The organism is Halobium salinum (assembly GCF_026586625.1).
In the GTDB taxonomy this organism is placed as follows: Archaea; Halobacteriota; Halobacteria; order Halobacteriales; family Haloferacaceae; genus Halobium; species Halobium salinum.
On sequence record NZ_JAODIW010000008.1, the window covers coordinates 635,104 to 655,871 of the forward strand.

General features: G+C 68.1%; 20 protein-coding genes and 3 tRNA genes. 9 read left to right on the forward strand and 14 right to left on the reverse strand.

What is annotated here, in order from left to right; translation table 11 throughout:
* The first annotated feature begins 9 nt into the window (after positions 1–9).
* The 3 genes from N5095_RS15370 (at position 10) to gdhB (ending at position 4,488) form a co-directional block, all read left to right on the forward strand.
* Positions 10–2,883 (forward strand): bacterio-opsin activator domain-containing protein, encoded by a 2,874-nt coding sequence (locus tag N5095_RS15370; RefSeq protein WP_267623869.1) that lies wholly within the window; start codon positions 10–12, stop codon positions 2,881–2,883.
* A 136-nt stretch (positions 2,884–3,019) separates the two neighbouring features.
* On the forward strand, positions 3,020–3,163 hold the full coding sequence (locus tag N5095_RS15375) for a rubrerythrin-like domain-containing protein (RefSeq protein WP_267623871.1): 144 nt from the start codon (positions 3,020–3,022) through the stop codon (positions 3,161–3,163).
* A gap of 14 nt (positions 3,164–3,177) precedes the next feature.
* Entirely contained in the window at positions 3,178–4,488 is a 1,311-nt protein-coding gene (gene gdhB / locus N5095_RS15380; protein WP_267623873.1) for a glutamate dehydrogenase GdhB, read from the forward strand.
* Positions 4,489–4,770: 282 nt separating this feature from the next.
* Here the strand turns inward: gdhB and N5095_RS15385 are convergent.
* Positions 4,771–4,845, reverse strand: a tRNA-Ile gene (locus N5095_RS15385).
* 67 nt (positions 4,846–4,912) lie between these two features.
* Positions 4,913–4,985: transfer RNA gene (locus N5095_RS15390), tRNA-Asn, on the reverse strand.
* A gap of 138 nt (positions 4,986–5,123) precedes the next feature.
* Here N5095_RS15390 and cca point away from each other — a divergent pair.
* On the forward strand, positions 5,124–6,599 hold the full coding sequence (gene cca / locus N5095_RS15395) for a CCA tRNA nucleotidyltransferase (RefSeq protein ID WP_267623874.1): 1,476 nt from the start codon (positions 5,124–5,126) through the stop codon (positions 6,597–6,599).
* Between the two features lie 470 nt (positions 6,600–7,069).
* On the opposite strand, the gene N5095_RS15400 is transcribed toward cca, so the two are convergent.
* The 4 genes from N5095_RS15400 to N5095_RS15415 all read right to left on the reverse strand — a co-directional run bounded on the left by N5095_RS15400 (position 7,070) and on the right by N5095_RS15415 (position 11,100).
* A complete protein-coding gene (locus tag N5095_RS15400; protein WP_267623875.1) occupies positions 7,070–8,077 on the reverse strand; it encodes a histone deacetylase family protein in 1,008 nt (335 codons plus the stop codon).
* Positions 8,078–8,081: 4 nt separating this feature from the next.
* Complete coding sequence (locus N5095_RS15405) at positions 8,082–8,513, reverse strand: histone (RefSeq protein ID WP_267623876.1); 432 nt, start codon at positions 8,511–8,513, stop codon at positions 8,082–8,084.
* A 232-nt stretch (positions 8,514–8,745) separates the two neighbouring features.
* A complete protein-coding gene (locus N5095_RS15410; protein WP_267623877.1) occupies positions 8,746–10,260 on the reverse strand; it encodes a single-stranded DNA binding protein in 1,515 nt (504 codons plus the stop codon).
* Between the two features lie 264 nt (positions 10,261–10,524).
* Positions 10,525–11,100: a hypothetical protein gene (locus N5095_RS15415; RefSeq protein ID WP_267623879.1), complete on the reverse strand. Its 576-nt coding sequence runs from the start codon at positions 11,098–11,100 to the stop codon at positions 10,525–10,527.
* Between the two features lie 179 nt (positions 11,101–11,279).
* Here N5095_RS15415 and N5095_RS15420 point away from each other — a divergent pair.
* Positions 11,280–11,352 (forward strand) — tRNA-Arg (locus N5095_RS15420).
* 494 nt (positions 11,353–11,846) lie between these two features.
* On the opposite strand, the gene N5095_RS15425 is transcribed toward N5095_RS15420, so the two are convergent.
* A complete protein-coding gene (locus tag N5095_RS15425; protein ID WP_267623880.1) occupies positions 11,847–12,149 on the reverse strand; it encodes a DUF7564 family protein in 303 nt (100 codons plus the stop codon).
* A 277-nt stretch (positions 12,150–12,426) separates the two neighbouring features.
* Between N5095_RS15425 and N5095_RS15430 the strand changes: the two genes are divergently transcribed.
* On the forward strand, positions 12,427–12,591 hold the full coding sequence (locus tag N5095_RS15430) for a zinc ribbon domain-containing protein (protein ID WP_267623882.1): 165 nt from the start codon (positions 12,427–12,429) through the stop codon (positions 12,589–12,591).
* Between the two features lie 53 nt (positions 12,592–12,644).
* A complete protein-coding gene (locus N5095_RS15435) occupies positions 12,645–13,265 on the forward strand; it encodes a DUF309 domain-containing protein (RefSeq protein ID WP_267623883.1) in 621 nt (206 codons plus the stop codon).
* Positions 13,266–13,295: 30 nt separating this feature from the next.
* On the opposite strand, the gene N5095_RS15440 is transcribed toward N5095_RS15435, so the two are convergent.
* Together N5095_RS15440 and azf are read right to left on the reverse strand one after the other, a co-directional pair.
* The gene (locus N5095_RS15440; protein WP_267623884.1) at positions 13,296–14,261 is read right to left on the reverse strand and encodes a hypothetical protein; all 966 of its coding nucleotides are present in this window, start codon (positions 14,259–14,261) and stop codon (positions 13,296–13,298) included.
* A gap of 137 nt (positions 14,262–14,398) precedes the next feature.
* Positions 14,399–15,184, reverse strand: coding sequence for an NAD-dependent glucose-6-phosphate dehydrogenase Azf (gene azf, locus N5095_RS15445; protein WP_267623886.1), 786 nt, complete (start codon positions 15,182–15,184; stop codon positions 14,399–14,401).
* Positions 15,185–15,302: 118 nt separating this feature from the next.
* Here azf and N5095_RS15450 point away from each other — a divergent pair, with 118 nt between their 5' ends.
* Complete coding sequence (locus N5095_RS15450; RefSeq protein ID WP_267623888.1) at positions 15,303–15,734, forward strand: dihydroneopterin aldolase family protein; 432 nt, start codon at positions 15,303–15,305, stop codon at positions 15,732–15,734.
* A gap of 78 nt (positions 15,735–15,812) precedes the next feature.
* Positions 15,813–16,331 (forward strand): DUF5790 family protein, encoded by a 519-nt coding sequence (locus tag N5095_RS15455; RefSeq protein WP_267623889.1) that lies wholly within the window; start codon positions 15,813–15,815, stop codon positions 16,329–16,331.
* Between the two features lie 44 nt (positions 16,332–16,375).
* Here the strand turns inward: N5095_RS15455 and N5095_RS15460 are convergent, their stop codons facing one another.
* The 5 genes from N5095_RS15460 to N5095_RS15480 all read right to left on the reverse strand — a co-directional run bounded on the left by N5095_RS15460 (position 16,376) and on the right by N5095_RS15480 (position 20,725).
* Entirely contained in the window at positions 16,376–17,131 is a 756-nt protein-coding gene (locus tag N5095_RS15460; protein ID WP_267623891.1) for a creatininase family protein, read from the reverse strand.
* Between the two features lie 429 nt (positions 17,132–17,560).
* The gene (locus tag N5095_RS15465) at positions 17,561–18,331 is read right to left on the reverse strand and encodes a protein-L-isoaspartate O-methyltransferase family protein (RefSeq protein ID WP_267623892.1); all 771 of its coding nucleotides are present in this window, start codon (positions 18,329–18,331) and stop codon (positions 17,561–17,563) included.
* A gap of 26 nt (positions 18,332–18,357) precedes the next feature.
* Positions 18,358–19,296 carry a class I SAM-dependent methyltransferase gene (locus tag N5095_RS15470; protein WP_267623894.1) on the reverse strand — a complete coding sequence of 313 codons (939 nt, stop codon included), beginning with the start codon at positions 19,294–19,296 and terminating at the stop codon, positions 18,358–18,360.
* 86 nt (positions 19,297–19,382) lie between these two features.
* Complete coding sequence (locus N5095_RS15475) at positions 19,383–20,051, reverse strand: protein-L-isoaspartate(D-aspartate) O-methyltransferase (RefSeq protein ID WP_267623896.1); 669 nt, start codon at positions 20,049–20,051, stop codon at positions 19,383–19,385.
* A 23-nt stretch (positions 20,052–20,074) separates the two neighbouring features.
* Entirely contained in the window at positions 20,075–20,725 is a 651-nt protein-coding gene (locus N5095_RS15480) for an HVO_0476 family zinc finger protein (protein ID WP_267623897.1), read from the reverse strand.
* Between the last annotated feature and the right edge of the window lie 43 nt (positions 20,726–20,768).

The window sequence follows — 20,768 nt, forward strand, 5'->3', positions numbered from 1 at the left end:
GGGTCGCCAATGGTGACGGCGACAGGTCCCTCGAAACCCCTCTCCGACCGACTATCCGTCCTCGTCGTCGATGCAGCGACCGACGGAAACGATGTCTATAGACACCTCGTCGGAACCGAAGGGATCACCGCGACTAGAGTTACGAACGGTTCGGACTGTCTCGCTCGGCTCGGTTCACGGGGAGAGACAGTCGACTGCATTCTGCTCACCGACGACCTCGCAGAAATGCCATCTACCGAACTAATCGAGGAGGTTCGGGAGGAACACTCGGGGATACCGGTGGTGCTGGTGGCAACAGAGGGTAGCGAAGACCTCGCGAGTCGTGCGTTGGCCGCCGGGGCCACCGACTACCTCCCCGCAGATGCAATCGGCGACGACTTCGATGTAGAACTCCGTAATCGGTTGACGCGGGCTGTAACGACCTATCGAGCCAGGAGAGAGACGACACGGCACGCAAATCAGTTCGACGCGCTGTTCGACGATCAAGATACGTTCCTCTGGGTGGTCGGAACGGACGGTCGAATCAGCCAGGTCAACGATACGGCGACGGCAGCCGTCTCGGAGAACAGAGCGAATCTACTCGGCACGCGATTCGAGAAGTCGCGTTGGTGGGACGGCTCCAGAACCGACCGAGAGACGGTCGAGAACGCGTTTCGGTCCGCGATGGACGGGGACGTCGTTCGGTTCGAGACCGATGTCCGAGCGGCCGAGCGGTTCGTGGAACTCGACCTCTCGTTTCGGCCAGTAACCAATGGAGTCGGTGAGGTAACCAGCGTCATCGTCGAGGGGACGGACATCAGCGAACGTGTCCAACTGGAACGGGACCTTCGGCAGTCGGAGGAACTCCACCGGGTCACGCTCAACAACATGACCGACACGGTCCTCGTGACCGACGACGAGGGTGCGTTCACCTACATCTGTCCCAACGTCCACTTCATCTTCGGCTACTCGGCCGGGGAGATTCGAGAGATGGGGAACATCGACGAGGTGCTCGGTGCGGACCTGTTCGAGGACGAAGAGCTCGAATCGGAAGGTGTCCTCACGAACGTCGAGTGTACCGCGACCGACAAACGAGGGCGCGAACACACACTTCTGGTGAACGTTCGGGACGTCTCGATTCAGGGCGGAACGACCCTCTATAGTTGCCGTGACATCACGAAGCGGAAGGAACGAGAACGCGCACTCACCGCTCTCCACCGGACGAGCCGTAACCTCCTGTACGCGGAGACTGAGGCGGAGGTCGCCGAGATAGCGATCGATGACGCGACCGAAATCCTCGACCTGGACGCCTGTGGCGTCTACCTCTTCGATTCCGAGGCGAACGAACTGTGGCCGGCGGCGGTGACCGGTCGGCGGTTATCCGAATCTGTCTCGCGGCTGAGCTTGGAAGAACCAGGCCCCTCCGGAGAGGCGTTCGTGGAACAGACGGCACGACGGTTCGGCGAAGGTAACCGAGGTGTCGGGGGGACTGCTCCCGACGTCGCCTTCGACGAGGGGATAGCCGTCCCACTGAGCGACCACGGCGTTCTCGTGGTCGGCTCCGACGGCCCCGAGGGGTTCGACAGCGTGACGGAAGAGATCGTCGATCTGCTCGCCGCGACGACCGAAGCGGCCCTCGACCGCGTCGAGCGGGAGACGGAACTGAGAGAACGAGACGTGGAGCTCGAACAGCGGAACCGCCAACTCCTCGAGCTCGACCGGACGAACGAGATCATCAGGGAGATCGACCAGACGCTGATCGCGGCGGACTCGCGTGCCGAGATCGAACACGCCGTCTGTGATCGGCTCACCGGAGACGGCCGGTTCGCGTTCGCGTGGGTCGGCCGTGTCGAACCCGGGTCGGATCGAGTACATCCGAAAGCCTGGTCCGGGGACGGACGAGGCTATCTCGACAGCGTCCGACTGTCGAAGACCGAGAGTCGGGAACCATCCGTGCTGGCGACTACAGATGGCGACACGACTGTGGTTACGAGTGTCGGGAAGGACCTCTCTACAGCTCCGTGGCGGAGGGAAGCGCTCTCCAGAGGGTACCAATCCGTCGTGAGCGTACCACTCTCGCGCGGCGATGCAGCGTATGGCGTACTCACCGTGTACGCCGACCGGCCGGACGCGTTCGAGGACCGTGGGACGGCAATCCTCTCCGAACTCGGCGAGACGACTGCCGCCGCGATTCAAGCCATCGAACGAAAGGAGGCCCTCGTCAGCGACCAGGTGACCGAACTCGACTACCGTCTCACCGACTCGAACTGCGTCTTTCGGACGATGGCCGCCGCAGCGTCGTGCGACATCGAACTGGTCGGCGGCGTACAGCAGACGGAGCACGGCGTTCGACTGCTGGCCAGCCTCGACTCGGCGGAACTGCGCCACGCTATCGAAGCGATGGACGAACTCACGCAGATACAGTCGGTTCGACTCGTATCCGACGACGAGTGCCTGATACAGGTGACGATAGCTGGGGAGTTCGTCGCGACGTTCTTGGCGGAACACGGAGCCGCCGTCGAATCGCTACGTGCGACTCCGGATGCGGCTCACCTCTCCGTCGTCGTTCCACGACCCGTCGACGCTCGAACGATAGACCGTGTACTCACCGGACGGTATCCGAACGCGGAACTCCTCGCACAGCGCACGAACGACCGACCTGCTCTCACAGGTGGACGGTTCCGGGCGCGTATCACCGACCGGCTAACCGACCGGCAGCTGGAAGTCGCACAGATGGCCCACCACAGCGGGTACTTCGAGACTCCACGACGAAACGGCGGTGAAGAGGTCGCGAATCGTCTGGGAATCTCCTCGACCGCCTTCTACGACCACGTCCGGAACGTGCAGCAGAAACTCTTCACAGAACTGTTCAGCGAAACGCAGACCCACCGAGTCGAGGGTTGACTATCCAACCCACCTAACGACTTCCACCGGATAATCCAACTGGTTGCTTCAGGGGCTCTCGCAAATACTGCCAACCGTGGTTCCGCTCGGACAGCACGACGACCGAGAGTCGAGCGGGGAAAATACCACGAACTCCATGAGAGACATCGAATACGACCCGACAACAGAGACGGCGTACGAATGTTTGAACTGCGGAACTGTAATCTCCGTTTCGACCTCTCCGGGCCGGTGTCCGGACTGTGACGGCTCCCTCCGCAACCGCGAGATGCCGTTCGAGTAGTCGGGCGCGAAACCATGTCATCCGATACAGTCAGTTCCGAGACTCCGACTGGGGAGACGTTCGAGGAGTCGAACAGCCGAGACGATGCAGAGTCGGTACTCGCTACCGCGAAGCGACAGTTAGAGCGAGCGGCGGCCCATCTCGACATCGACCCGAACACGATCGAACGACTCCGGCACCCTGCACAGGTGCATCAGGTCACGGTTCCGCTCCGTCGGGACGACGGGTCCGTGGAGATGTTCACCGGCTACCGAGCACAACACAACGGTGTCAGAGGACCGTACAAAGGAGGTCTGAGATACCACCCGGAGGTTACAGCCGAGGAGAGTGTCGGTCTCGCGATGTTGATGACGTGGAAGTGTGCGGTGATGGACCTCCCGTTCGGCGGTGCGAAAGGTGGGGTCGTCGTCGACCCGAAGTCGCTCTCGACCGAGGAGACGGAGCGGCTCACACGGCGGTTCGCACAGGAGCTCCGGTCGGTCGTCGGGCCGAACCACGACATTCCCGCACCGGATTTGGGGACCGACGCCCAGACGATGGCTTGGTTCATGGACGCGTACTCGATGCAGGAGGGCGAGACGACGCCGGGTGTCGTGACCGGGAAGCCACCGCTCATCGGCGGGTCCCACGGCCGCGAGGAAGCGCCGGGCCGAAGTGTCGCGCTCGTTACGAGGGAGGCCTGTGAGTACTACGAAATCGACCTCGGCTCGGCGACGGTCGCTGTACAAGGGTTCGGGAGTGTGGGAGCTACTGCGGCGAAGCTCCTCGACGAGTGGGGGGCGACTATCGTCGCGGTGAGTGACGTGAACGGGGCGGCCTACGACGAATCTGGGCTGGACGTCCAGTCGATTCCGTCTCACGACGTGGAGCCGGAGGCCGTGACGAAGTCCGCCCCCGAGACGATTCCCAACGGAGAACTGCTGACACTCGATGTCGACGTGCTGATTCCCGCCGCCGTCGGGAACGTTCTCACCGAGGCTAATGCCTCGGAGGTCGGGGCGGAACTGATCGTCGAGGGCGCGAACGGACCGACGACGAGTGATGCCGACGAGACGTTCGTCGAACGAGGGATTCCAGTAATTCCGGACGTCCTCGCGAACGCTGGTGGGGTGACCGTCTCGTACTTCGAGTGGTTACAGGACATCAACCGCCGGGCGTGGTCGCTCGAACGGGTCAACCGCGAGCTCGAAGCGGAGATGATGGCGGCGTGGACAGACGTTCGAGCGGTCTTCGACGACCGGGACGTCACCTGGCGCGAAGCGGCGTACGTCGTGGCATTATCTCGGTTAGCCGACGCTCACCGGTTCCGAGGACACTGGCCGTAGGTTGTTCTCGTTCGGCTTCTTTCGCCAGGTGTGTCTTCCGGTGTTGCTCCGAGCCCGTCTTCAACACTCGGCTCGATGCCTTGTCCTCTGACCTATATGCACTATCCGGGTCGGAGAGAACTCGGCTGATTACTCTCAGAATGCGGAACGCCGGAAATCGGGACGTATGGGCCCTGACGGGTTTGAACCTCGGTCGTTCCGCTCACCTCGTTCGCTTCACTCCTTGGTTCGAATCCGCAGCACGTACGGTTCGGCCCCTCGCTGTCGCTCGGGGCACTCACATGGGCCCTGCCGGATTTGAACCAACGACCACTCGGTTATGAGCCGAGCGCTCTAACCAGACTGAGCTAAGGGCCCTCGTCTGTCACAACCCGGGCACGCGTTTTAGCCTTGACGCTCGCCGGCCGACCGACGAAGAAGTGGACGCCGTCGCCAGGGCTCGAACCTGGGACCACCTCGTTAACAGCGAGGTGCTCTACCAACTGAGCTACGACGGCTTCCTGCACTCAACAGTATTCGAGGTTATTTGAAAGGGCTTTCGTTTTCGCCGACGGCGTGCGATTCCGTGACGCAGTTCCACCGCCCCTCCGGTCTACACCGACACCCTTTCGCCCGGCGACGGAAAACGCCGGGCAATGACCGAAGACGACGCCGGCGACGACGCTGACACCGGCACCGACGCCGGCGCCGAAGACGACCTCTCCCGCGTCGTCGCCGGCGTCCGGGACCGGGTGACGCCCGACGTCGAGGAGGCGACGCGCCTCGCCGAGGCCGCCGACGACCTCGTCGCCCGCGTCGAGGCGGCACTCGCGGACCTCCCGGTCGACGTCGAGGACGTCGACACCGTCCAGGTCGGCTCGACCGCCCGCGGGACGTGGCTCGCCGGCGACCGCGATATCGACCTCTTCGTGCGCTTCCCCGGTGAACTCCCGCGAGACGATTTGGAGTCGTACGGTCTGCAGGTCGGCCGCGCGGTGCTCCCGGACGGTCGCGAGGAGTTCGCCGAACACCCCTACGTCACCGGCGCGTACGACGGGTTCGACGTGGACCTCGTCCCGTGTTACGACGTGCCGGACGCGACCGGCATCCGCTCGGCGGTCGACCGGACGCCGTTTCACAACGCCTACCTCGCGGCGAGGCTGGACGAGGACCTCGCCGGCGACGTGCGCGTCTTCAAGCGCTTCCTCAAGGCCATCGGTGCGTACGGGAGTGACCTCCGGACGGAGGGGTTCTCGGGCTACCTGGCCGAACTGCTCGTGTTCGAGCACGGCGGGTTCGTTCCCCTTCTGGAGGCCGCCGCCGACTGGCACCCGCCGGTTCGATTCGACCCGGAGGACCACGGCCGGGCCGCGTTCGACCACCCGCTCGTCGTAATCGACCCGACGGACCCCGAGCGCAACGTCGCCGCCGTATGCTCCGCGGAGAACGTCGCTCGCCTCCAGCACTACGCCCGCGACCTGTTGGCCGACCCCCGGGAAGGGCTGTTCTTCCGGGACGAGTCCGGACCCGAGCATCTCGACGCCGACGCCGTCCGCGAGCACGTCCGGCGACGTGAGACGACCCCGGTCGCCGTCGTGTTCGACACCCCGGACGTGGTCGAGGACCAGCTCTACCCCCAACTGCGCAAGTCCCTCGACGGAATCCAGTCGGAGCTAACTCGTCGCGGGTTCGGTTCGATTCGGGCCGAGACGTTCGCCGCGGAGACGACCGACGAACTCGGGCGACAGGCGTTCGGGCGCGCCGTCCTCCTCGTCGAACTCGAAGTCGCCAAACTGCCGGCCGTCGAGCGCCACGAGGGGCCGCCGGTCCACGTCGACGAGCACGCCCGCGGCTTCTACGAGGCCTACGCCGACGACCCGGACGTGTACGGGCCGTTTCTCGACGGTGACCGCTACGTCGTCGAACGCGAGCGGGAGTTCACCTCCGCGGTCGGGTTCGTCGAGAGCGACTCACTGTTCGACGTCGCGCTCGGCGTCCACGTGGCGGAGTCGCTGAACGAAGGGTACGAGGTCTTGGCGGGGGAGGAGGTGGCCGAGTTGGCCGAACACGACGGTGTCGACGGCGAGGCGTTCGGTGTCGAGTTGGCGCGGTACCTCGACCCCGAGCCGTAGTTCTTCGTTGTTCCCGTCGTCGGTTCTCGGTGGGTTCGTGTTCGGGTGTTTCGAGAGGCACCGGGTCACCGGTTCCGAGCGGAATCACGAAAGTCCCCGCCGTCTCGGCGGTCCCTTTCGGAGTCCCACCCAGCAGTACCGCCGCCTCACGCCTTCCCAGCCTCCGGGCGACCGCGACGAAACGCGGCCGCGGTCCCTCGCACGATTCCTCGCGGCAACGCGAGACCTTCGGTCTCGCTGGCCTCCGTTCGCTTCCTCACAGAGACGACAAGCCGCCGGCGACGAAGCGAGTCTTTCGGTAGATGAGCGACCGAAGGGAGCGAATCGGTTGAGGGGTTGGTCGTGCGGCCGGGTGGAGCTTTCGTGAAGCATCTCGGCGATTCCTCTCCATCTCGAGCAACGGCTAACTACTCCACAGTTCACTCACCGAGAATTCGAAACGGGCCCACCACGAGCGACTACGAGAAAGCTCAGTCCAGTCCGTGTACGCCGCGAACCTCCTCGACCAGCTCGATAACGTCCTCGTCCACGTCCTCGTCCGGTTCGATGGGCGAGCGTCCGTCGAACGTCTCGTGGACGGTCGCCACACCTTCCGAGAGCGTATCCAGCCCGTAGCCGCCCTCGAGGACGAACGCGAGCGGGGCGCCGACCTCGTCGCCGACCGTCTGCATCCGGTCGGTGAGCAGCGCGTACCCCTCGGTCGAGACCCGCATCCGCGAGATGGGGTCGTGACGGTGGGCGTCGAACCCCGCGGAGACGATGAGGAGGCCGGGGTCGAAGCGCGCCAGCGCAGGGAAGAGCACCTCGTCGACGACGTGGACGTAGTCGGCGTCGCCGGCGCCGGCCGGGAGCGGAACGTTCAGCGTCGCCCCCTCGCCGTCGCCGTCGCCGGTCTCGTCGACCTCGCCGGTACCCGGGTAGAGGCCGTCCTCGTGAGTGGAGGCGTAGAACACGTCGCCGCGGTCGTAGAAGATGTCCTGCGTGCCGTTGCCGTGGTGGACGTCCCAGTCGAATATCGCGACGCGCTCCGCTTCGCCCGCGTCGAGTACGTCCTGAGCCGCGACGGCGGCGTTGTTGAAGAAGCAGAAGCCCATGGCGTCGTCTTCGACGGCGTGGTGGCCCGGCGGGCGCCCGAGCGCGAAGGGGGTCTCGCGGCCGTCGGCGCCGTCGAGGGCCTCGTGAGCGGCCCACTGACAGAGCCCGGCGCTGGCGAGGGCGGCGTCCCACGTCTCCGGACAGGCGACGGTGTCGGGGTCCCAGTTGCCGCCGCCGTCCGCACAGAACGACTCGACCTCGTCGACGTAGTCGGCGTCGTGGACGGCGCTCACCGCGGCCTTGTTCGCCGGGTCGGCGTCGACGTACTCGACGCCGTGTTTCTTCTGGAGGCCCCGTCTGATGGCCCGGAGTCGGTCCGCCGTCTCGGGGTGCCGGCCCCCGGTGTCGTGTTCGAGGCAGGTGTCGCTGTAGCCAAAGCGCATGGGTCTATTCGAAGAGCGCGAAGTACGTCTCGATGTCTTCGGCCTGGATGGTACGTCTGTCGGCGTGACGGGCAAGTGTTGCGGCCGCGCCCGCGACGTTGTCGGCGTAGTCCTCGAGGATGTCGGCGAGCGCGATGCGAGCCTCCATCGCCACCCGGTAGCGGTCGCCGATGTGGAGTCGCGCGATACGGTCCACCGGCGCGACGGGCAGTTCGAGCGACGAACGCTCGACCACCTGCTCGACGCCGAAGTCGTCCGCCATCAGGGTCTTGCGGCCCTCGGCCGCGGCCTGCTCGGCGGCGCTCTCGGCGAGCGTCGCGCCGTGGGTCTGGATGCGACGGGCGAGTTCCTCGGCGGCGTCGGCGCTCACCCGGAGGTCGCCGGCGTTGCGCCGGATGATGGCGTCGACCGGGGCGAACGGCAGCTCAACGCTCATGACCTCATACCTGCACGTGCCGGGTATAATGCTTTCCGTTACGGCGTTTCTCCGTCCCCGAGAGCCGATATCGGCGACGCTCGTCGCTCCGCTCGGACCGGGACGAGTGAGGCGAGTACCGCGAACGACTCGGCGGGCTTCAGGGCCTGACGGCCGCGACGAGCCGCCTCAGAACACTCCACGGTGGCGAACGTTCGCGCCACGAAGGCGCTCGCGTCGCGACCGTTCGGGGCTAGAACACCTCGTCGGCGTCGATTCGGCCGTCGCGGACGGGGCCGCGCACCGTCACCTGTTCGCCGAGGCGAAGCTCCGCGTCGGTGTCGACGCTCCGAGTCTCGGTGCCGTTGTCGAGGACGACCGGGGTGCCCGCCTGGACGACGGTGCCGGTGAACTCCTCGGACTCGTCGTCGGCGTCCGCGGTCGAGTCCGACTCGCCTTCGTCCATCGTGACGGCCGCGGCCTCGGCACCCACGTCGCGGCCCGTGTCGCTGTTGCTACTGCCGCCGCCACTTCCGTCACTGTCGCCGCTGAACGCCGACAGTCCCTGGTTCGCGCTGCCCGACCCGCCCGACCCGCCCGAGCCGGCTCCACCCGCGGCCGCGGCGGCGGTGGCCTCCACGTCCACGTCGGCGTCCGCGTCCTGAAGCACGCTCACCGTCGAGCGCCAGCCGGCGGAGGCCTCTAGGTCGTCGCGCCAGCCGTCCTGAATCTCCACGTCGGTGAAGACGACCGTGTCCGCGAGGTCGACGTCCTTGTCGGCCTTGTCACCCCACAGCGCGACGCGTATCTCGCCGGTCTCGTCTTTCAGGCGGACGTTGCGCACCTGCCCGGTCGAGCCGTCGTCGCGGTCGAACGTGCGCTTCTCGTCGACCTCGATGATTCCGCCGGCGATGTCGACGGTCTGGTCTATCTCCAGCGAGCCGATGTCGCTGGTCTCCGGGACGTACTCGATGGTCTCGTCGATCTCCTCGACGGCGCCCCGGTTGCCGACGTGGAGTTCGAGGGACCCGTCGCGCTCGCGGACGTACCCGTCGACGACCTCGACGGAGACGCCGGACTGGAGCTCCTCGACGAGGTCCGCCTTCTCGTCCCAGAGCGTCACCCGAACCCGGCCCGTGGGGTCCCCGAGCGTGAGGTTGGCGACGCGCCCCTCCGAGCCGTCGTCGCGGTCGAACGTCCGAATCGAGTCGGTGTCGAGCACCTTCCCTTTGAGGTTCACGTCCGAGAGGCCGAGCGAGAGGTCCTCGACGCGGTAGCTGTCGAGCACCTGCACTTCGACCGTCTCCTCGGGCGCCGGCTCGGTCTCGTCGACGTTCACCTCGACGCCGTTGTACCCCTCCTTCGGCCGCCCGCCGATGCGGATGACCTGTCCCACTTCGAGTTCCTCGATGGCGGCGTCGGCGAGTTCGTCCCACATCGCGATGCGGATCCGGCCCGTCTCGTCGGCGACCTCGACGTTGACGACGCGACCGTCCTCGGCGTCCTCGCCGTCGCGTTCGAAGGTGCGTTTCTCGCCGACGCTGACGACCTTCCCGAGGAACTCCACCTCGTCCATCCCCGGCTCGATGTCGGCGATGCCGCTCACCTCACCCCCCTGGTCGTCGAGTTCGTGTGCGATGAGCATCGCCGCCGTCTCCTCGTCGGCGAGGCCCCCCATCTGCTCGACTTTCTCCTCGACCGCCTCCCGGAACTCGTCGAGGGATACCTCGGCGTCGAGGTCCTCGTAGACGTCCTCTATCGCACCCATAATCTTGTCAAGAGGCAGGGGAACGCCGCGCTTAAGCGTTGTCCTTGCGCCGATACCACCGCGCTGTCGGGCGATTCCGGGTCACCCGCTCGGCCGCGTCTCCGGGGTCTTCCGTGGGGAGTCACGGGGTGACTGGTACCGTCACCGTACAAAAGTGTCAGCTCGGGTGAGGGCCGGCCGTCGGCGGGGTGGCGAAGACGGCGAAACGACCGAGACGGGGAAACGAGATTACGAGAGCGGCGAGGGCCGGGGCGGTACGCCGCCTCAGCGCTCGACGGTCGCGACCGTCTTCGTCTCACCCATCGCGACGTGGACAACCTCGACCGTCGCCGGCATCCCACCGGACAGCGACACGGTGGCCTCGTAACCGCGGTCGACGATGGCCTGCGTGCAGGCCGTGTCGGCGCCGCCCTCTTTCTCGGTCGTCACCGTAATCCGGAGCGTCTCACCGCTCATCGCCGCGTCCTGCAGTTTCGGCACGTGACAGCCGTTCGGCCCCTGGATACAGCCGACGGCCGTCACCGCGTCGGAGACGAACTCGACGCTGGCCCCGTCGGCCCCGCCGCACTCCTGTTTGGGAGTGAGTTCGGTGTTCGCGACGCTGGGGTTCGACCCGCCGCCGGAGTCGTCGGAACCGTTTCCTCCACCGGTACCGTCGTCGCCTCCACCGGTGCCGTTGTCACCTCCGCCGGCGTCGCCGGCGTCGGAGCCGTCCGTCGGCTCGTCGGTGGTGGCACCCGATTCGTTTCTGGCGTCGCTGCCGCTGTCGCCGGCGATACACCCGGACACCGCGGCGGCGGTGCCGGTCACCATCGCCGCGACGAAGCTACGGCGCTTCATACCCCGACCGACGGGAGGGATTTTGAAAGCGGTTCCGTACGCACAAAGAGCTCTTTGTGCTATGTGGGGCGCCGAGGTCGTCGGCCGGGCGTGAGGCGGCCGGTGGCCGCGTGTGGGCACGGCTCACTGCGGCGGCGGACCGTAACCGACTTATGTGGGTCGGGTGTACTCGAAGATGAGTCCTGGTAGGGTAGTGGACTATCCTCTTGGCTTGCGGAGCCAGGGACCGGAGTTCAAATCTCCGTCAGGACGTTTTCGCGAGACCACAACCGCGAGCGACCTCTGTGTCGCTCGCGCGTTCTGTCGAGCGTATTCGGACGCTATGGAGATTTGAGCAGCGAGCACGCGAACGGAGTGAGCGTGCGAGTGAGTTCAAATCTCCGTCAGGACGTTCACTTCGTTCACGACCTGACGTGCCCCACGCTCACTGCGTTCGCGTGGGACTCCGTCAGGACGTTTCTGCGGGACGCAACGTGACGAGCGCAGCGAGGAACCTGCGTCCCACGAACGGATACTCGGCGATTTGAGCAGCGAACGTGCGAGCGTCGCGAGCGCGTGAGTGAGTTCAAATCCCCGAGAGAGCACGCTCTCACGTGCCCCACGCTCGCTTCGTCGCCGGCGGCCGCGCCGCAGGCTTCCAGCGGGACCGGATGTCCCGCACGGCTCGCGTCGGACTCCGTCAGGCCGTTTTGCTGTCGGTAGAACCGAAGTAGTCACTCACGGCCACCCCCACCGAAACCACAATTTCAGGCGACGACCGGGTCGTCCTCGGTGTCCTCGTCCGGAGCGCCGACCGCCGGCAGGTCGACCGTCGGAGCGTCAACCGACGGCACGTCGAGCGTCCCGTGCTCGTCGGACGGTGGCTTACTCGGCGAGTCGTCGGCGCGCCCCCACCGACGCGACCGACGGTAGCCGGCGCCGACGCTCCGCGGCCGGCCACGGGTCATCGGATGGGTGTCGAGCCAGGTGCGCTGGCACGTCAGGCAGTAGTTCCCCTTGTAAGTGTTCGTGAAGCTGTACGTCGTTCCACAGGCGATACACTGTGACATCCTTCTCACTGGACAGGTCATCCGTCGGCGATGCGCGGTACCTTGTCTCCACGTTCTACTACGCGCCTGAGGTATTCATGCTATCGTGGGACATGCGTCGGTGGCGCACTCCCCCGGAAGCCACGTCCCGGAGCGACCGCGCGGTATCGCGGTTTCCTTGGCCTCACGCCGTTCCGTCGGGGGGAGCGTCGACACGTCGGCACGACGTACGGCCGTCAGGTGGGCCCGCGGTACGTTCTTGCTCGCCCGAGCAGTATCTTCGAGCGAGGTGTGACTCATGGGAATCGTGACCCGAGTGCGGGCGGCCATCGGCCGTGACGGCGACGAGCGGTCGGCGGTGTACCGCTGTGTGACCTGTCAGAGTACGTTCGACGGCCCGGCGGCCGAGGACCGACTCGTCTTCTGTCCGAACTGCGGCTCCGACGCCGTCAAACCGGTCTGAGTCGGTCGCCGCCACACGAAACCGGTTTTTCCGCGGCGGTCCACACGACGACTATGGACGACGCGCTTCGAGCCGGCGTCGCCGTGTTCAACGCCAGCGACTACCACGACGCCCACGACGCGTGGGAGGCGGTCTGGCTCGACCTGCCGGAGGGGAGCGACGACGAGCGCTTCCTCCACGGGCTGATTCAGTTCACCGCCGCCGTCCACCACGCCCGGAACGGGAACTGGACCGGCGCGACCGGACTCGCCGAGAGCGCCCGCGAGTACCTCGCAGCCCTCCCCGACCCCTACCGTGGCGTCGACGTAGGGCGGGTCCGCTCGTACCTGAGCGCTCTCCGCGCCGACCCCGAACGCGCCGAGCGCGCCCGCCCGCCGCGACTCCGAGTGGACGGGCGACCCCTGGCGCCGACCGACCTCGGCTTCGACGCCACCGTCCACGTCGCCCGCCTCCGAGCCGAGGCCGGCGGCTACGACGCGTCGACCGTCGAGACCGCAATCGACCTCGCACGGGAGGAAATCGCAGACGACGCCGGGAGTCGCACTCGCTTCACCGCGCTGGTGATGGACTTCGCCACCGACGGCGTCCACCGCGACCTGGTGTACCAGCGGCTGTCGGAACACGTCGCTCGCCGCGACCGGCGGCGCTCCGACGTGGAGGGCCTCTTCGAGTGAACTCTCCCCGTCGCGCCGAGAGCGGCCGGGTCAGGCCGTCTTCGAGGGAGACGTTCGGGAGAGGCGCCCGCCGGCCGGCTCGTACCCACCGGGAGTGAGCGTGTAGCGGTATCGGCCCTCCGCTCGGACGACGCCCGGGAGCCGTTCGAGCACGTCGAACAGCGGGCCGTGGAGCCACGCGTCGCCGAGGGTGTCGTCGCCCGCCGTCGCCGCGGCGGCGACCGTCAGGAGCGTCTCGCCCGGGACGCCTCGCGGGTCGGTCCGACGGTCGGTGGAGCGACTCCCGTCGGCGGCGTTCGCCCGCCGCTGTTCGCGCTGGAGCCGACCGAGCGCCGCCGCGACGGCGAGCCGGCGGTCGTCGGTGACGCCGAGGTGGACGAGCGCCTCGGTCGCGCAGGCGTAGCTCCGGGGGGTCGTCTCGCCGCGGCCGAAGACGAGGCGTCGACCCGGCTCGTCGAGGTCGGCGACCCCCGGCCGACCCGCGAAGCGCCAGAGACCGACCCCCGCGCTCTCGACGGCGGCGTCGGGCGTCTCGACGCCCGGGAGCCCGACGAGCTGGTCGCGGACGAACCCCTCCCACCACGCCGCCGGCGTCTCGTAGCCGAGGGGGACCTCGCTGAATACGCCGTCGGCGATTTCGGGGCCGGTCGCCGTCCCCCAGTAGCGCAGGAACCCGTAGGCGGCCTCGACGGCGGCCCGCCGGTCGGCGACGAGTCCGCGGTCGTCGAGGGCGCGGACGACCGGGTCGGGAAGCGCCACCGCGTCGTCGGCGTCACCCTCGCTCGGTGCCCGGAGGAGGCGTCGGCCGTCGGCCGTGAGTTCGTACGCGGCGCCCTGACGTCGAACCAGCCCGTTGTCGGCGAGGTAGCGGAGCCGGGCGTGGACGGTCGGACCGCCGGCGTCGCTGACGGCGACGAGCGACGCCGGGGGCGCGGGACCGTCACCGAGGACCCCGAGCAGCTGCCGGTCGGCGGCGGTGAGGGTCGGGTTGTACATACCCACGGTACGTGGTCGACGCGCTTGAGCGGTCGCTATCGTCGGGTAACCGACCGGTCCGGCGGAGGGTAGAGCGAGAGGAAGGGGCGGAAAATCAGGGGTATTCGCCACGCAGCTACCACCCCCACGGCCGGGCGTTACGAGGAAGACGTGGGCTGCTGGTCGGCGAAGTCCGCGGAGTTGTCCGCCGGCTCGTAGCCGAGCACCTCGCGGGCGCGCTCGAGCGAGTAGTACTTGCGGTCGTTGTCGCTGATGCCGTAGACGATTTCGTAGTCGTAGTCGGCGAGCAGACAGCGCTCGAAGAGGTGGGCACAGTCGCGGTAGGAGAGCCACATCGCCTGGCCGCGCTCGTAATCCCACGGGGGGTGTCCGCGGGTGAGGTTGCCGATGCGGACACACACCACGGAGAGCTCGTACTCGTCGTGGTAGTACCGCCCGAGCGTCTCGCCGGCGGCCTTGCTCACGCCGTAGAGGTTGCTCGGTCGGGGGAGTTCCGTCCCGTCGAGGCGGTACTCGTCGTCCGTGCGGTACATCTCCGGAGTTCGCTCGTCGGTCTCGTAGGCGCCGACGGCGTGGTTCGAGGAGGCGAACGCCACCTTCTGTACGCCGGCGTCGACGGCCGCCTCGTACACGGTCTGTGTGCCGTCGATGTTGTTACGGAGCACCGAGTCCCAGGGCGCCTCCGGCCGCGGGTCGCCGGCGAGGTGAATCACCGCACCGACGCCGTCGAACGCCTCGTCGAGCTTGTCGTCGTCGGTGACGTCGGCGACGAACACGTCCGACTCGTCGACGTCGGCCGGGATTCGCTCGCTCGGCAGCGGCTCGCGGTCGAGGAGCCGCCAGTCGAACTCGCCCGCGAGGTCGCGCAGGATGGCCTGTCCGACCCGACCTCCGGCACCCGTGAGCAGCACCGGCTCGTCCATTCACTCGGTGGTCTGCGATGTGAGGCTAAGTAAGGTGCGGTTTCCCCCGGCCGAAGCGGACGCTACTGCCGGTTGTGAGACCCACAGAGCCTTGGACGTTCCCCGTCTCGACACGGATATGGCCGACGACGGAGCGAACACGGATGCCGAAGCCGACGACGCCGAGGCTGGCGAGGCCGACGCGGACGCCTTCACCCCGACCGACCCACAGCAGGCCTGCTTCGAGGCGGGCATCAAGTTCGGCTCGCTGTACCACCAGTTCGCGGGTACGCCCGTCAGCCCGGCGAGCGCCCGGAGTCTGGAACGCGCGATGGCGGAGGCGATAGGGAACCAGCCCCACTGCGAGTCGGTGGCCGTGGAGATTCTCGACGACCGCGTCCGCGAAGCCATCGCGACCGGCGGTGACGCCGGCTACACCGAACTCACGGGCGCCCTGATGAGGGTGGAGATGCACGTCGAGTACGGGACCACGGGGGTCGAGACGCGCATGGAGATGGAAGACGGCTACCCGCTGATGAAGCTCGTTTCGGTATCGGAAGGCGATTCTTGAGGGAGGGCCCCCGTTCGGTCTGATTTCACTTTCACTTTCGGGCGCGTTTTTAAAACCGCGGGAGCCCATACCCCGACCATGGCGAGTCAGTCCACGTTCAACGACGACGAGGAGCTGTTCGGCGAGGCGGCGGCGGAGATGCGCGCGGACGTCGAGGAGCATCTCGACGCCGCGTGGGCGGAACTGCCCGACGGCGACGACGTGTGGGAGACCAGCGCCGACAACGTCCTCGGCGTCCTGAACGGGTTGCGCTCGGCGCTCGACGCGGGCGACGCCGAAGAGCACCTCCGACAGGCCAAGAAGTGGTACACGATGGGCGTGCGCGCCGACGCCTTCGAGGACGCTTCGGACCTCGAAGCCGAGATCGAGGAGATCGAGGAGGTACTCGACGGACTGGAGGAGGCTCGCGAGAGCGTCGGCGGCCTGACGAGCACGCTCCCGGCCCTGCGCGGGACCCTCGACGAGGCCGGCGGCGACCGGGAGGCGGGCAACGCAGAGGACGAACCGGAGGCCGACGCGGACGACGATGCAGACGACGCAGACGACGAATCGGAGGCTGACGCGGACGACGACGAAGAAGAGGACGAAGAGGAGTAAGTCGGCTCCGGCCCGCCTCCGAACCTCCCGGCCCCCGTTCGACCTCAGCGGTGCTCGGGCCGGGACACGTCCCGCTCCGCCACCCCATCGAGCAGCGCCACCAGCGCCTCCGTCGCGAGCGCCAGCAGTTCCTCCCCTCGGTCGGCGTCGCCCCCGGCAGGGTCGCCGACGACGCCGTTCTCCGAGAACTCCGCGGAGTCGTGAGCGAGGTTCACACCCGAGACCCAGTCGCCCCAGCGGTCGCTCCCGCCCTCGCGTGCCTCGTCGACCCGGTCCTCCCGTACCGTCTCGGGGTTCGCGTGTCGGAGGAGCGCGGTCTCCAGGGGGCCGCCGTGGCCCATGTCGCTGGCGTGCTTACCGACGGCCTCGAACCACGTGAACGACACCGCGTAGGCGTCGTCGCGGCGGGTGATGGTCCCCGCGACCTCGCGCAGCGCGGCGACGTTGCCGCCGTGGCCGTTGACGAGCACGACCCGGTCGAAGCCGTGGGAAGAGAGCGCCGCGACGGTCTCGCGGACGTAGTCGCGGAACGTGTCCTCGGTGACCCACAGCGTCCCGGTGAACTGCCGGTGTTCCTCGGCGACGCCGACCGGGATTGCGGGTGCGACGACCACGTCGTGGTCGTGCTCCTCGGAGTAGGCCGCCGCCGCCGCGTCCGCGACGGCCTCGGCGTTGAGCGTGTCCGTCCCCAACGGTGCGTGCGGGCCGTGCTGTTCGGTGGAGCCGACCGGAAGGACCGCGAGGTCGGTGTCGTCGCTCACGTCGTCGACCTCGGTCCAGGTTGCTTCGGCGAGGTGCATTTTCTCGGGTTACTGGTGTGGTCGGTCGGGGCTTGTATGGAGGGGGTCGTGGTGGGATGTCACGGGTGAGGGTAGAGATGTCGGCGAGGTCACCCAGCAGAGCCTTCGCGGCCTCGGTTCGGGTGGTCGCCGGCTCCTGCTCGCGGGAGCGACACGAGGTCGAAGCGCGCCGACGGCCGTTCTGTCGTTCCCGTGAGCCGTGCGGGACCGATGGTCCCCCTGGAAACCGGTGGCGTTGCCACCGGCGACGGAGCGAACGGGAGCCAGCGGGAGCTTTGCTTCCGCGTCGGCCGTCACATCCGTACGAGGTCTTCACGAGCGAAGTGAGTGACGGCTCGGAAGGGGCGCCGCCTCGACTCCGGGAGCTTTCGAGGGCCTTCGAAACGACGCATTCGACCGTCTCACGGACGGGTTCGGTAGAACGAGCGGCTATCGCCCACGAGAGTCGAGCCGCTCGTCCCAATCGAGCCACTCGTACTCCCAGCCGGACTTCGCGAAGTACCCCTGCTCGGCGAACTCGGCGTCCTCGCGCTCCATCCGGTTCCGCGTGACGCGGTCGGCCCGCTCGCCCTCCACGAGCAGCGGCCCGAACAGCACCGGACCGACCTTCTCCACGACGTCGTACCCCGCGGGGTCGGTGTCGTCGACCGCGACTACCGACAGCGTCTGAGCGCCCCCGCCGGCGCCGAGGGGCATCACGAGTCGACCGTCCGGAACGAGCTGGTCGAGCAGGGGCTGTGGCGGGCGGACCGCGGCGGCCTCGACGAGCACGTTGTCGAAGGGGGCGTACTCCGGCAAGCCGGCGGCGCCGTCGCGGCAGTCGACGAGGACGGCGTCGTAGCCGGCGTCGGCGAGGTTGTCGCGAGCCTCGTAGACGGCGCGGCGGTTGATGTCGACGGCGTGGACGTGGCGGGCGCCGACGATTTCGGCGAGGACGCCGGCGGTGTACCCCACGCCGGCGCCGACGAGGAGGGTGTCCTCGCCGGCGTCGGGTTCGAGGGCGGTGAGCAGGCGGGCGACGGTCCGCGGGGCGAGCACGCGCGTCCCGACGCGCTCGCCGGCGCGGTTCTCGTAGGGGTGTTCGGGGACGAACGGCTCGCGCGGGACGTCGCGCATTGCCACGCCGACGGCCTCGTCGACGCGGTCCAGGGCCTCCTCGAGGCCGTCGACCATGTCCTCGCGCAGGACGGCGGAATCCATGCTACGTCGCGAGTCGGGGACGGAGCTTAATGAACGTCGTGCTTGTGCGCGACCGCGGCCACCTCCCCGGTTCCGGGGACGGCGTCGACGGTCAAGGTCTCGAAGCCGGCGGCCTCGGCCCACGCCTCCACGTCGCCGGTGGTGTGGACGCCGCCGTCACCCCGGGCGAGGGCGCGAGTGGCGACGCTGGCCACGCGTTCGGGGTCGGCCCGGTCGCGGAACACGTCGACGAACACCGCCACGCCGTCGGCGGCGAGGACGTTGTAGACGCGGGCGAGGTACGCCTCGCACTCGGCGGGCGCCATCTCGTGGAGCGTCCCGGCGGCGAAGGCGAGGTCGTAGTCCTCCCCGCCGAGGGCGGCGAGGCTCGCACAGGTGGTCTCCACGCGGTCGCCGAACGCGCCGCCGACTATCTCCCGCGTCTCGGGGTCGTCGAGCACCGTCACCGAGCGGCCGCGCTCCGCGAACTCGACGCCGTGAACCCCGGAGCCGCCACACACGTCGAGCACGCGCTCGGCTCCGGGGTGGGCGCGAACCGCGGCCGTCACTCGGGCCCGAACGAGCGCCTCGTCGGTGGCGGCGTGAGCGCCCAACTGGTTCACGCGCCAGTCCTCCGGCAGGTCGGGGCGCTCGCCGGTGCGCATCGTCTCCGGAAGCTCGACGAGGAGGTCCAGTTCGTCGAGCGCGTGGGGGAGTCGGCCGATGGAGCGCACGTCGCGCTTGGCGAGGAAGCCGAGCAGTCGGTTCGTTGGCTCGTACTCGTCGCCGACGCGGGCCAGAAAGCCGAGGTCGGCGAGGGAGTAGACGACGACGCGGGCGGCCTCGTCGGTGACGCCGGCTCGACAGGCCACGTCCTCCGGCGTGCCGGCGGCGTCGGTCAACGCCTCCAGCACGCCGGTTCGGCGGGCGGCCCAGAGCAGGAAGAGCACGTCGGGGCCGTAGCCCGTGTACTCGCGGGTTGGCATACCGCCCCGTTGGAGTCGACAGGGAAAACTCTCGCCCTCGCGGTCGGTGTGTGTGGTGACTCGGGCGGACCGTCGCGAGCGTCGTTCTAGTTCCCGTCGCGCATCGGCACGAACCGCACCGCGCCGTGTTCCTCGCGCTCGACGGAGCCGTCCGTCCGCTTGCGGAGCCTGACGAGCACCTGTCGCCCGCGGCCGACCGGGCCCACGACGACCCCGCCGGGACGGACCTGTTCGATTACGGCCTCGGGAATCGCCTCGGGCGCGCAGGTGAGGTACGCGGCGTCGTACGGGGCGTGCTCCGGCCAGCCGCCGTGGCCGTCGCCGACGCGGACGTGGACGTCGTATCCCAGCCGGTCGAGGCGCGCTTCGGCCTCGTCGGCCAGCACGTCGTGATACTCGACGCTGTAGACGGTGCCCGGTCCGACGACCTCCGCCGTCGCCGCCGCGTGGTAGCCACAGCCGGTGCCGACTTCGAGCACGCGGTCGCCCGGCTCCAGGTCGAGGAGGTCCAGCATGATGCCGACCATGTGGGGCGCGCTGATGGTCTGGCCCTCGTCGATGGGCAGCGGCTCGTCGCGGTAGGCCCGTCCCCGGGAGCCGCCGGGGACGAACTCGTGACGCGGGACGGCCCGCAGGGCGGCGAGCGAGGAGGCGCGCTCGACGTGACCGCGTTCGCGGAGCCGGTCGACCAACCGCTCGCGGGCGCGGGAGAACTCGTCGCGGTCCGCATCACCGTCGTCACCTCGGTCGGTCATGGGCTCTCAGTTCGCTCCGTACCCTACCAGGGCGACCACGCCTGCGAGGACTCGTCGCGGCCGTACACCCGCTTTACGTCCTTCGCGAACGCCATGTCGCCCTCGTGGTCCAGTTTCCCGTGGCGGTACTCCGGTCCCTCCTCGCGGACGACGATGGCCTGCACCTCGAACTTCTCGTCGCCGAACTCGCCGACCTCGCCGACGACGAACTCGTAGTCGCCGGGCACCTGCAGGCGCTCGCTGCGCGACCCCTCGTCCTGCCCACCCTCGGTGTGGACCGTCGCCTTCACCGTGACGTTGTCGACGGCGCGGGTCCAGACGGTTTCGACTTCGCTCGCGGCGGCCTGCTCTGCGCGCATCTCCGGACCGATTTCGACGGACGTGACCCGGACCTGCATGATGGCCTCCGGCGTGTCGACGATGAACTCGTCGCCGACGCCGACCGACTCGTCGGCTTCGGTCTCGACGCGGGCGGTGAGGGATTCCCCGTCCTGAGAGACGACGACGTCGATTTCGACGGTCTCCGGTTCTTCGAGTTCCTCCTTGTGGACGTGGCCGCAGTCCGCACAGCGGACGGTCGCGAGACCGGCCTCCTTCAGTACCTCGTGGGGGGTCGCCGTGTCCGGTGAACAGGACGGACACGCGAGCGCGACCCGCCCGGTGTGTTCGCTCATTACTGGCTCCGTTGGCTATCCGGCCGTAAAAGTCCGTGCTTGT

What these genes read in the sequence shown, in the direction of transcription:
- N5095_RS15400 (WP_267623875.1), bottom strand. Translation starts at nt 8,077, where the DNA reads ATGCGCTTTGGCTACAGCGACACCTGCCTCGAACACGACACCGGGGGC.
- N5095_RS15440 (WP_267623884.1), bottom strand. Translation starts at nt 14,261, where the DNA reads ATGTACAACCCGACCCTCACCGCCGCCGACCGGCAGCTGCTCGGGGTC.
- N5095_RS15410 (WP_267623877.1), bottom strand. Translation starts at nt 10,260, where the DNA reads ATGGGTGCGATAGAGGACGTCTACGAGGACCTCGACGCCGAGGTATCC.
- N5095_RS15435 (WP_267623883.1), top strand. Translation starts at nt 12,645, where the DNA reads ATGGACGACGCGCTTCGAGCCGGCGTCGCCGTGTTCAACGCCAGCGAC.
- N5095_RS15430 (WP_267623882.1), top strand. Translation starts at nt 12,427, where the DNA reads ATGGGAATCGTGACCCGAGTGCGGGCGGCCATCGGCCGTGACGGCGAC.
- N5095_RS15450 (WP_267623888.1), top strand. Translation starts at nt 15,303, where the DNA reads ATGGCCGACGACGGAGCGAACACGGATGCCGAAGCCGACGACGCCGAG.
- N5095_RS15470 (WP_267623894.1), bottom strand. Translation starts at nt 19,296, where the DNA reads ATGCCAACCCGCGAGTACACGGGCTACGGCCCCGACGTGCTCTTCCTG.
- N5095_RS15405 (WP_267623876.1), bottom strand. Translation starts at nt 8,513, where the DNA reads ATGAGCGTTGAGCTGCCGTTCGCCCCGGTCGACGCCATCATCCGGCGC.
- N5095_RS15465 (WP_267623892.1), bottom strand. Translation starts at nt 18,331, where the DNA reads ATGGATTCCGCCGTCCTGCGCGAGGACATGGTCGACGGCCTCGAGGAG.
- cca (WP_267623874.1), top strand. Translation starts at nt 5,124, where the DNA reads ATGACCGAAGACGACGCCGGCGACGACGCTGACACCGGCACCGACGCC.
- N5095_RS15370 (WP_267623869.1), top strand. Translation starts at nt 10, where the DNA reads ATGGTGACGGCGACAGGTCCCTCGAAACCCCTCTCCGACCGACTATCC.
- N5095_RS15460 (WP_267623891.1), bottom strand. Translation starts at nt 17,131, where the DNA reads ATGCACCTCGCCGAAGCAACCTGGACCGAGGTCGACGACGTGAGCGAC.
- N5095_RS15415 (WP_267623879.1), bottom strand. Translation starts at nt 11,100, where the DNA reads ATGAAGCGCCGTAGCTTCGTCGCGGCGATGGTGACCGGCACCGCCGCC.
- azf (WP_267623886.1), bottom strand. Translation starts at nt 15,184, where the DNA reads ATGGACGAGCCGGTGCTGCTCACGGGTGCCGGAGGTCGGGTCGGACAG.
- N5095_RS15480 (WP_267623897.1), bottom strand. Translation starts at nt 20,725, where the DNA reads ATGAGCGAACACACCGGGCGGGTCGCGCTCGCGTGTCCGTCCTGTTCA.
- N5095_RS15475 (WP_267623896.1), bottom strand. Translation starts at nt 20,051, where the DNA reads ATGACCGACCGAGGTGACGACGGTGATGCGGACCGCGACGAGTTCTCC.
- N5095_RS15425 (WP_267623880.1), bottom strand. Translation starts at nt 12,149, where the DNA reads ATGTCACAGTGTATCGCCTGTGGAACGACGTACAGCTTCACGAACACT.
- N5095_RS15375 (WP_267623871.1), top strand. Translation starts at nt 3,020, where the DNA reads ATGAGAGACATCGAATACGACCCGACAACAGAGACGGCGTACGAATGT.
- gdhB (WP_267623873.1), top strand. Translation starts at nt 3,178, where the DNA reads ATGTCATCCGATACAGTCAGTTCCGAGACTCCGACTGGGGAGACGTTC.
- N5095_RS15455 (WP_267623889.1), top strand. Translation starts at nt 15,813, where the DNA reads ATGGCGAGTCAGTCCACGTTCAACGACGACGAGGAGCTGTTCGGCGAG.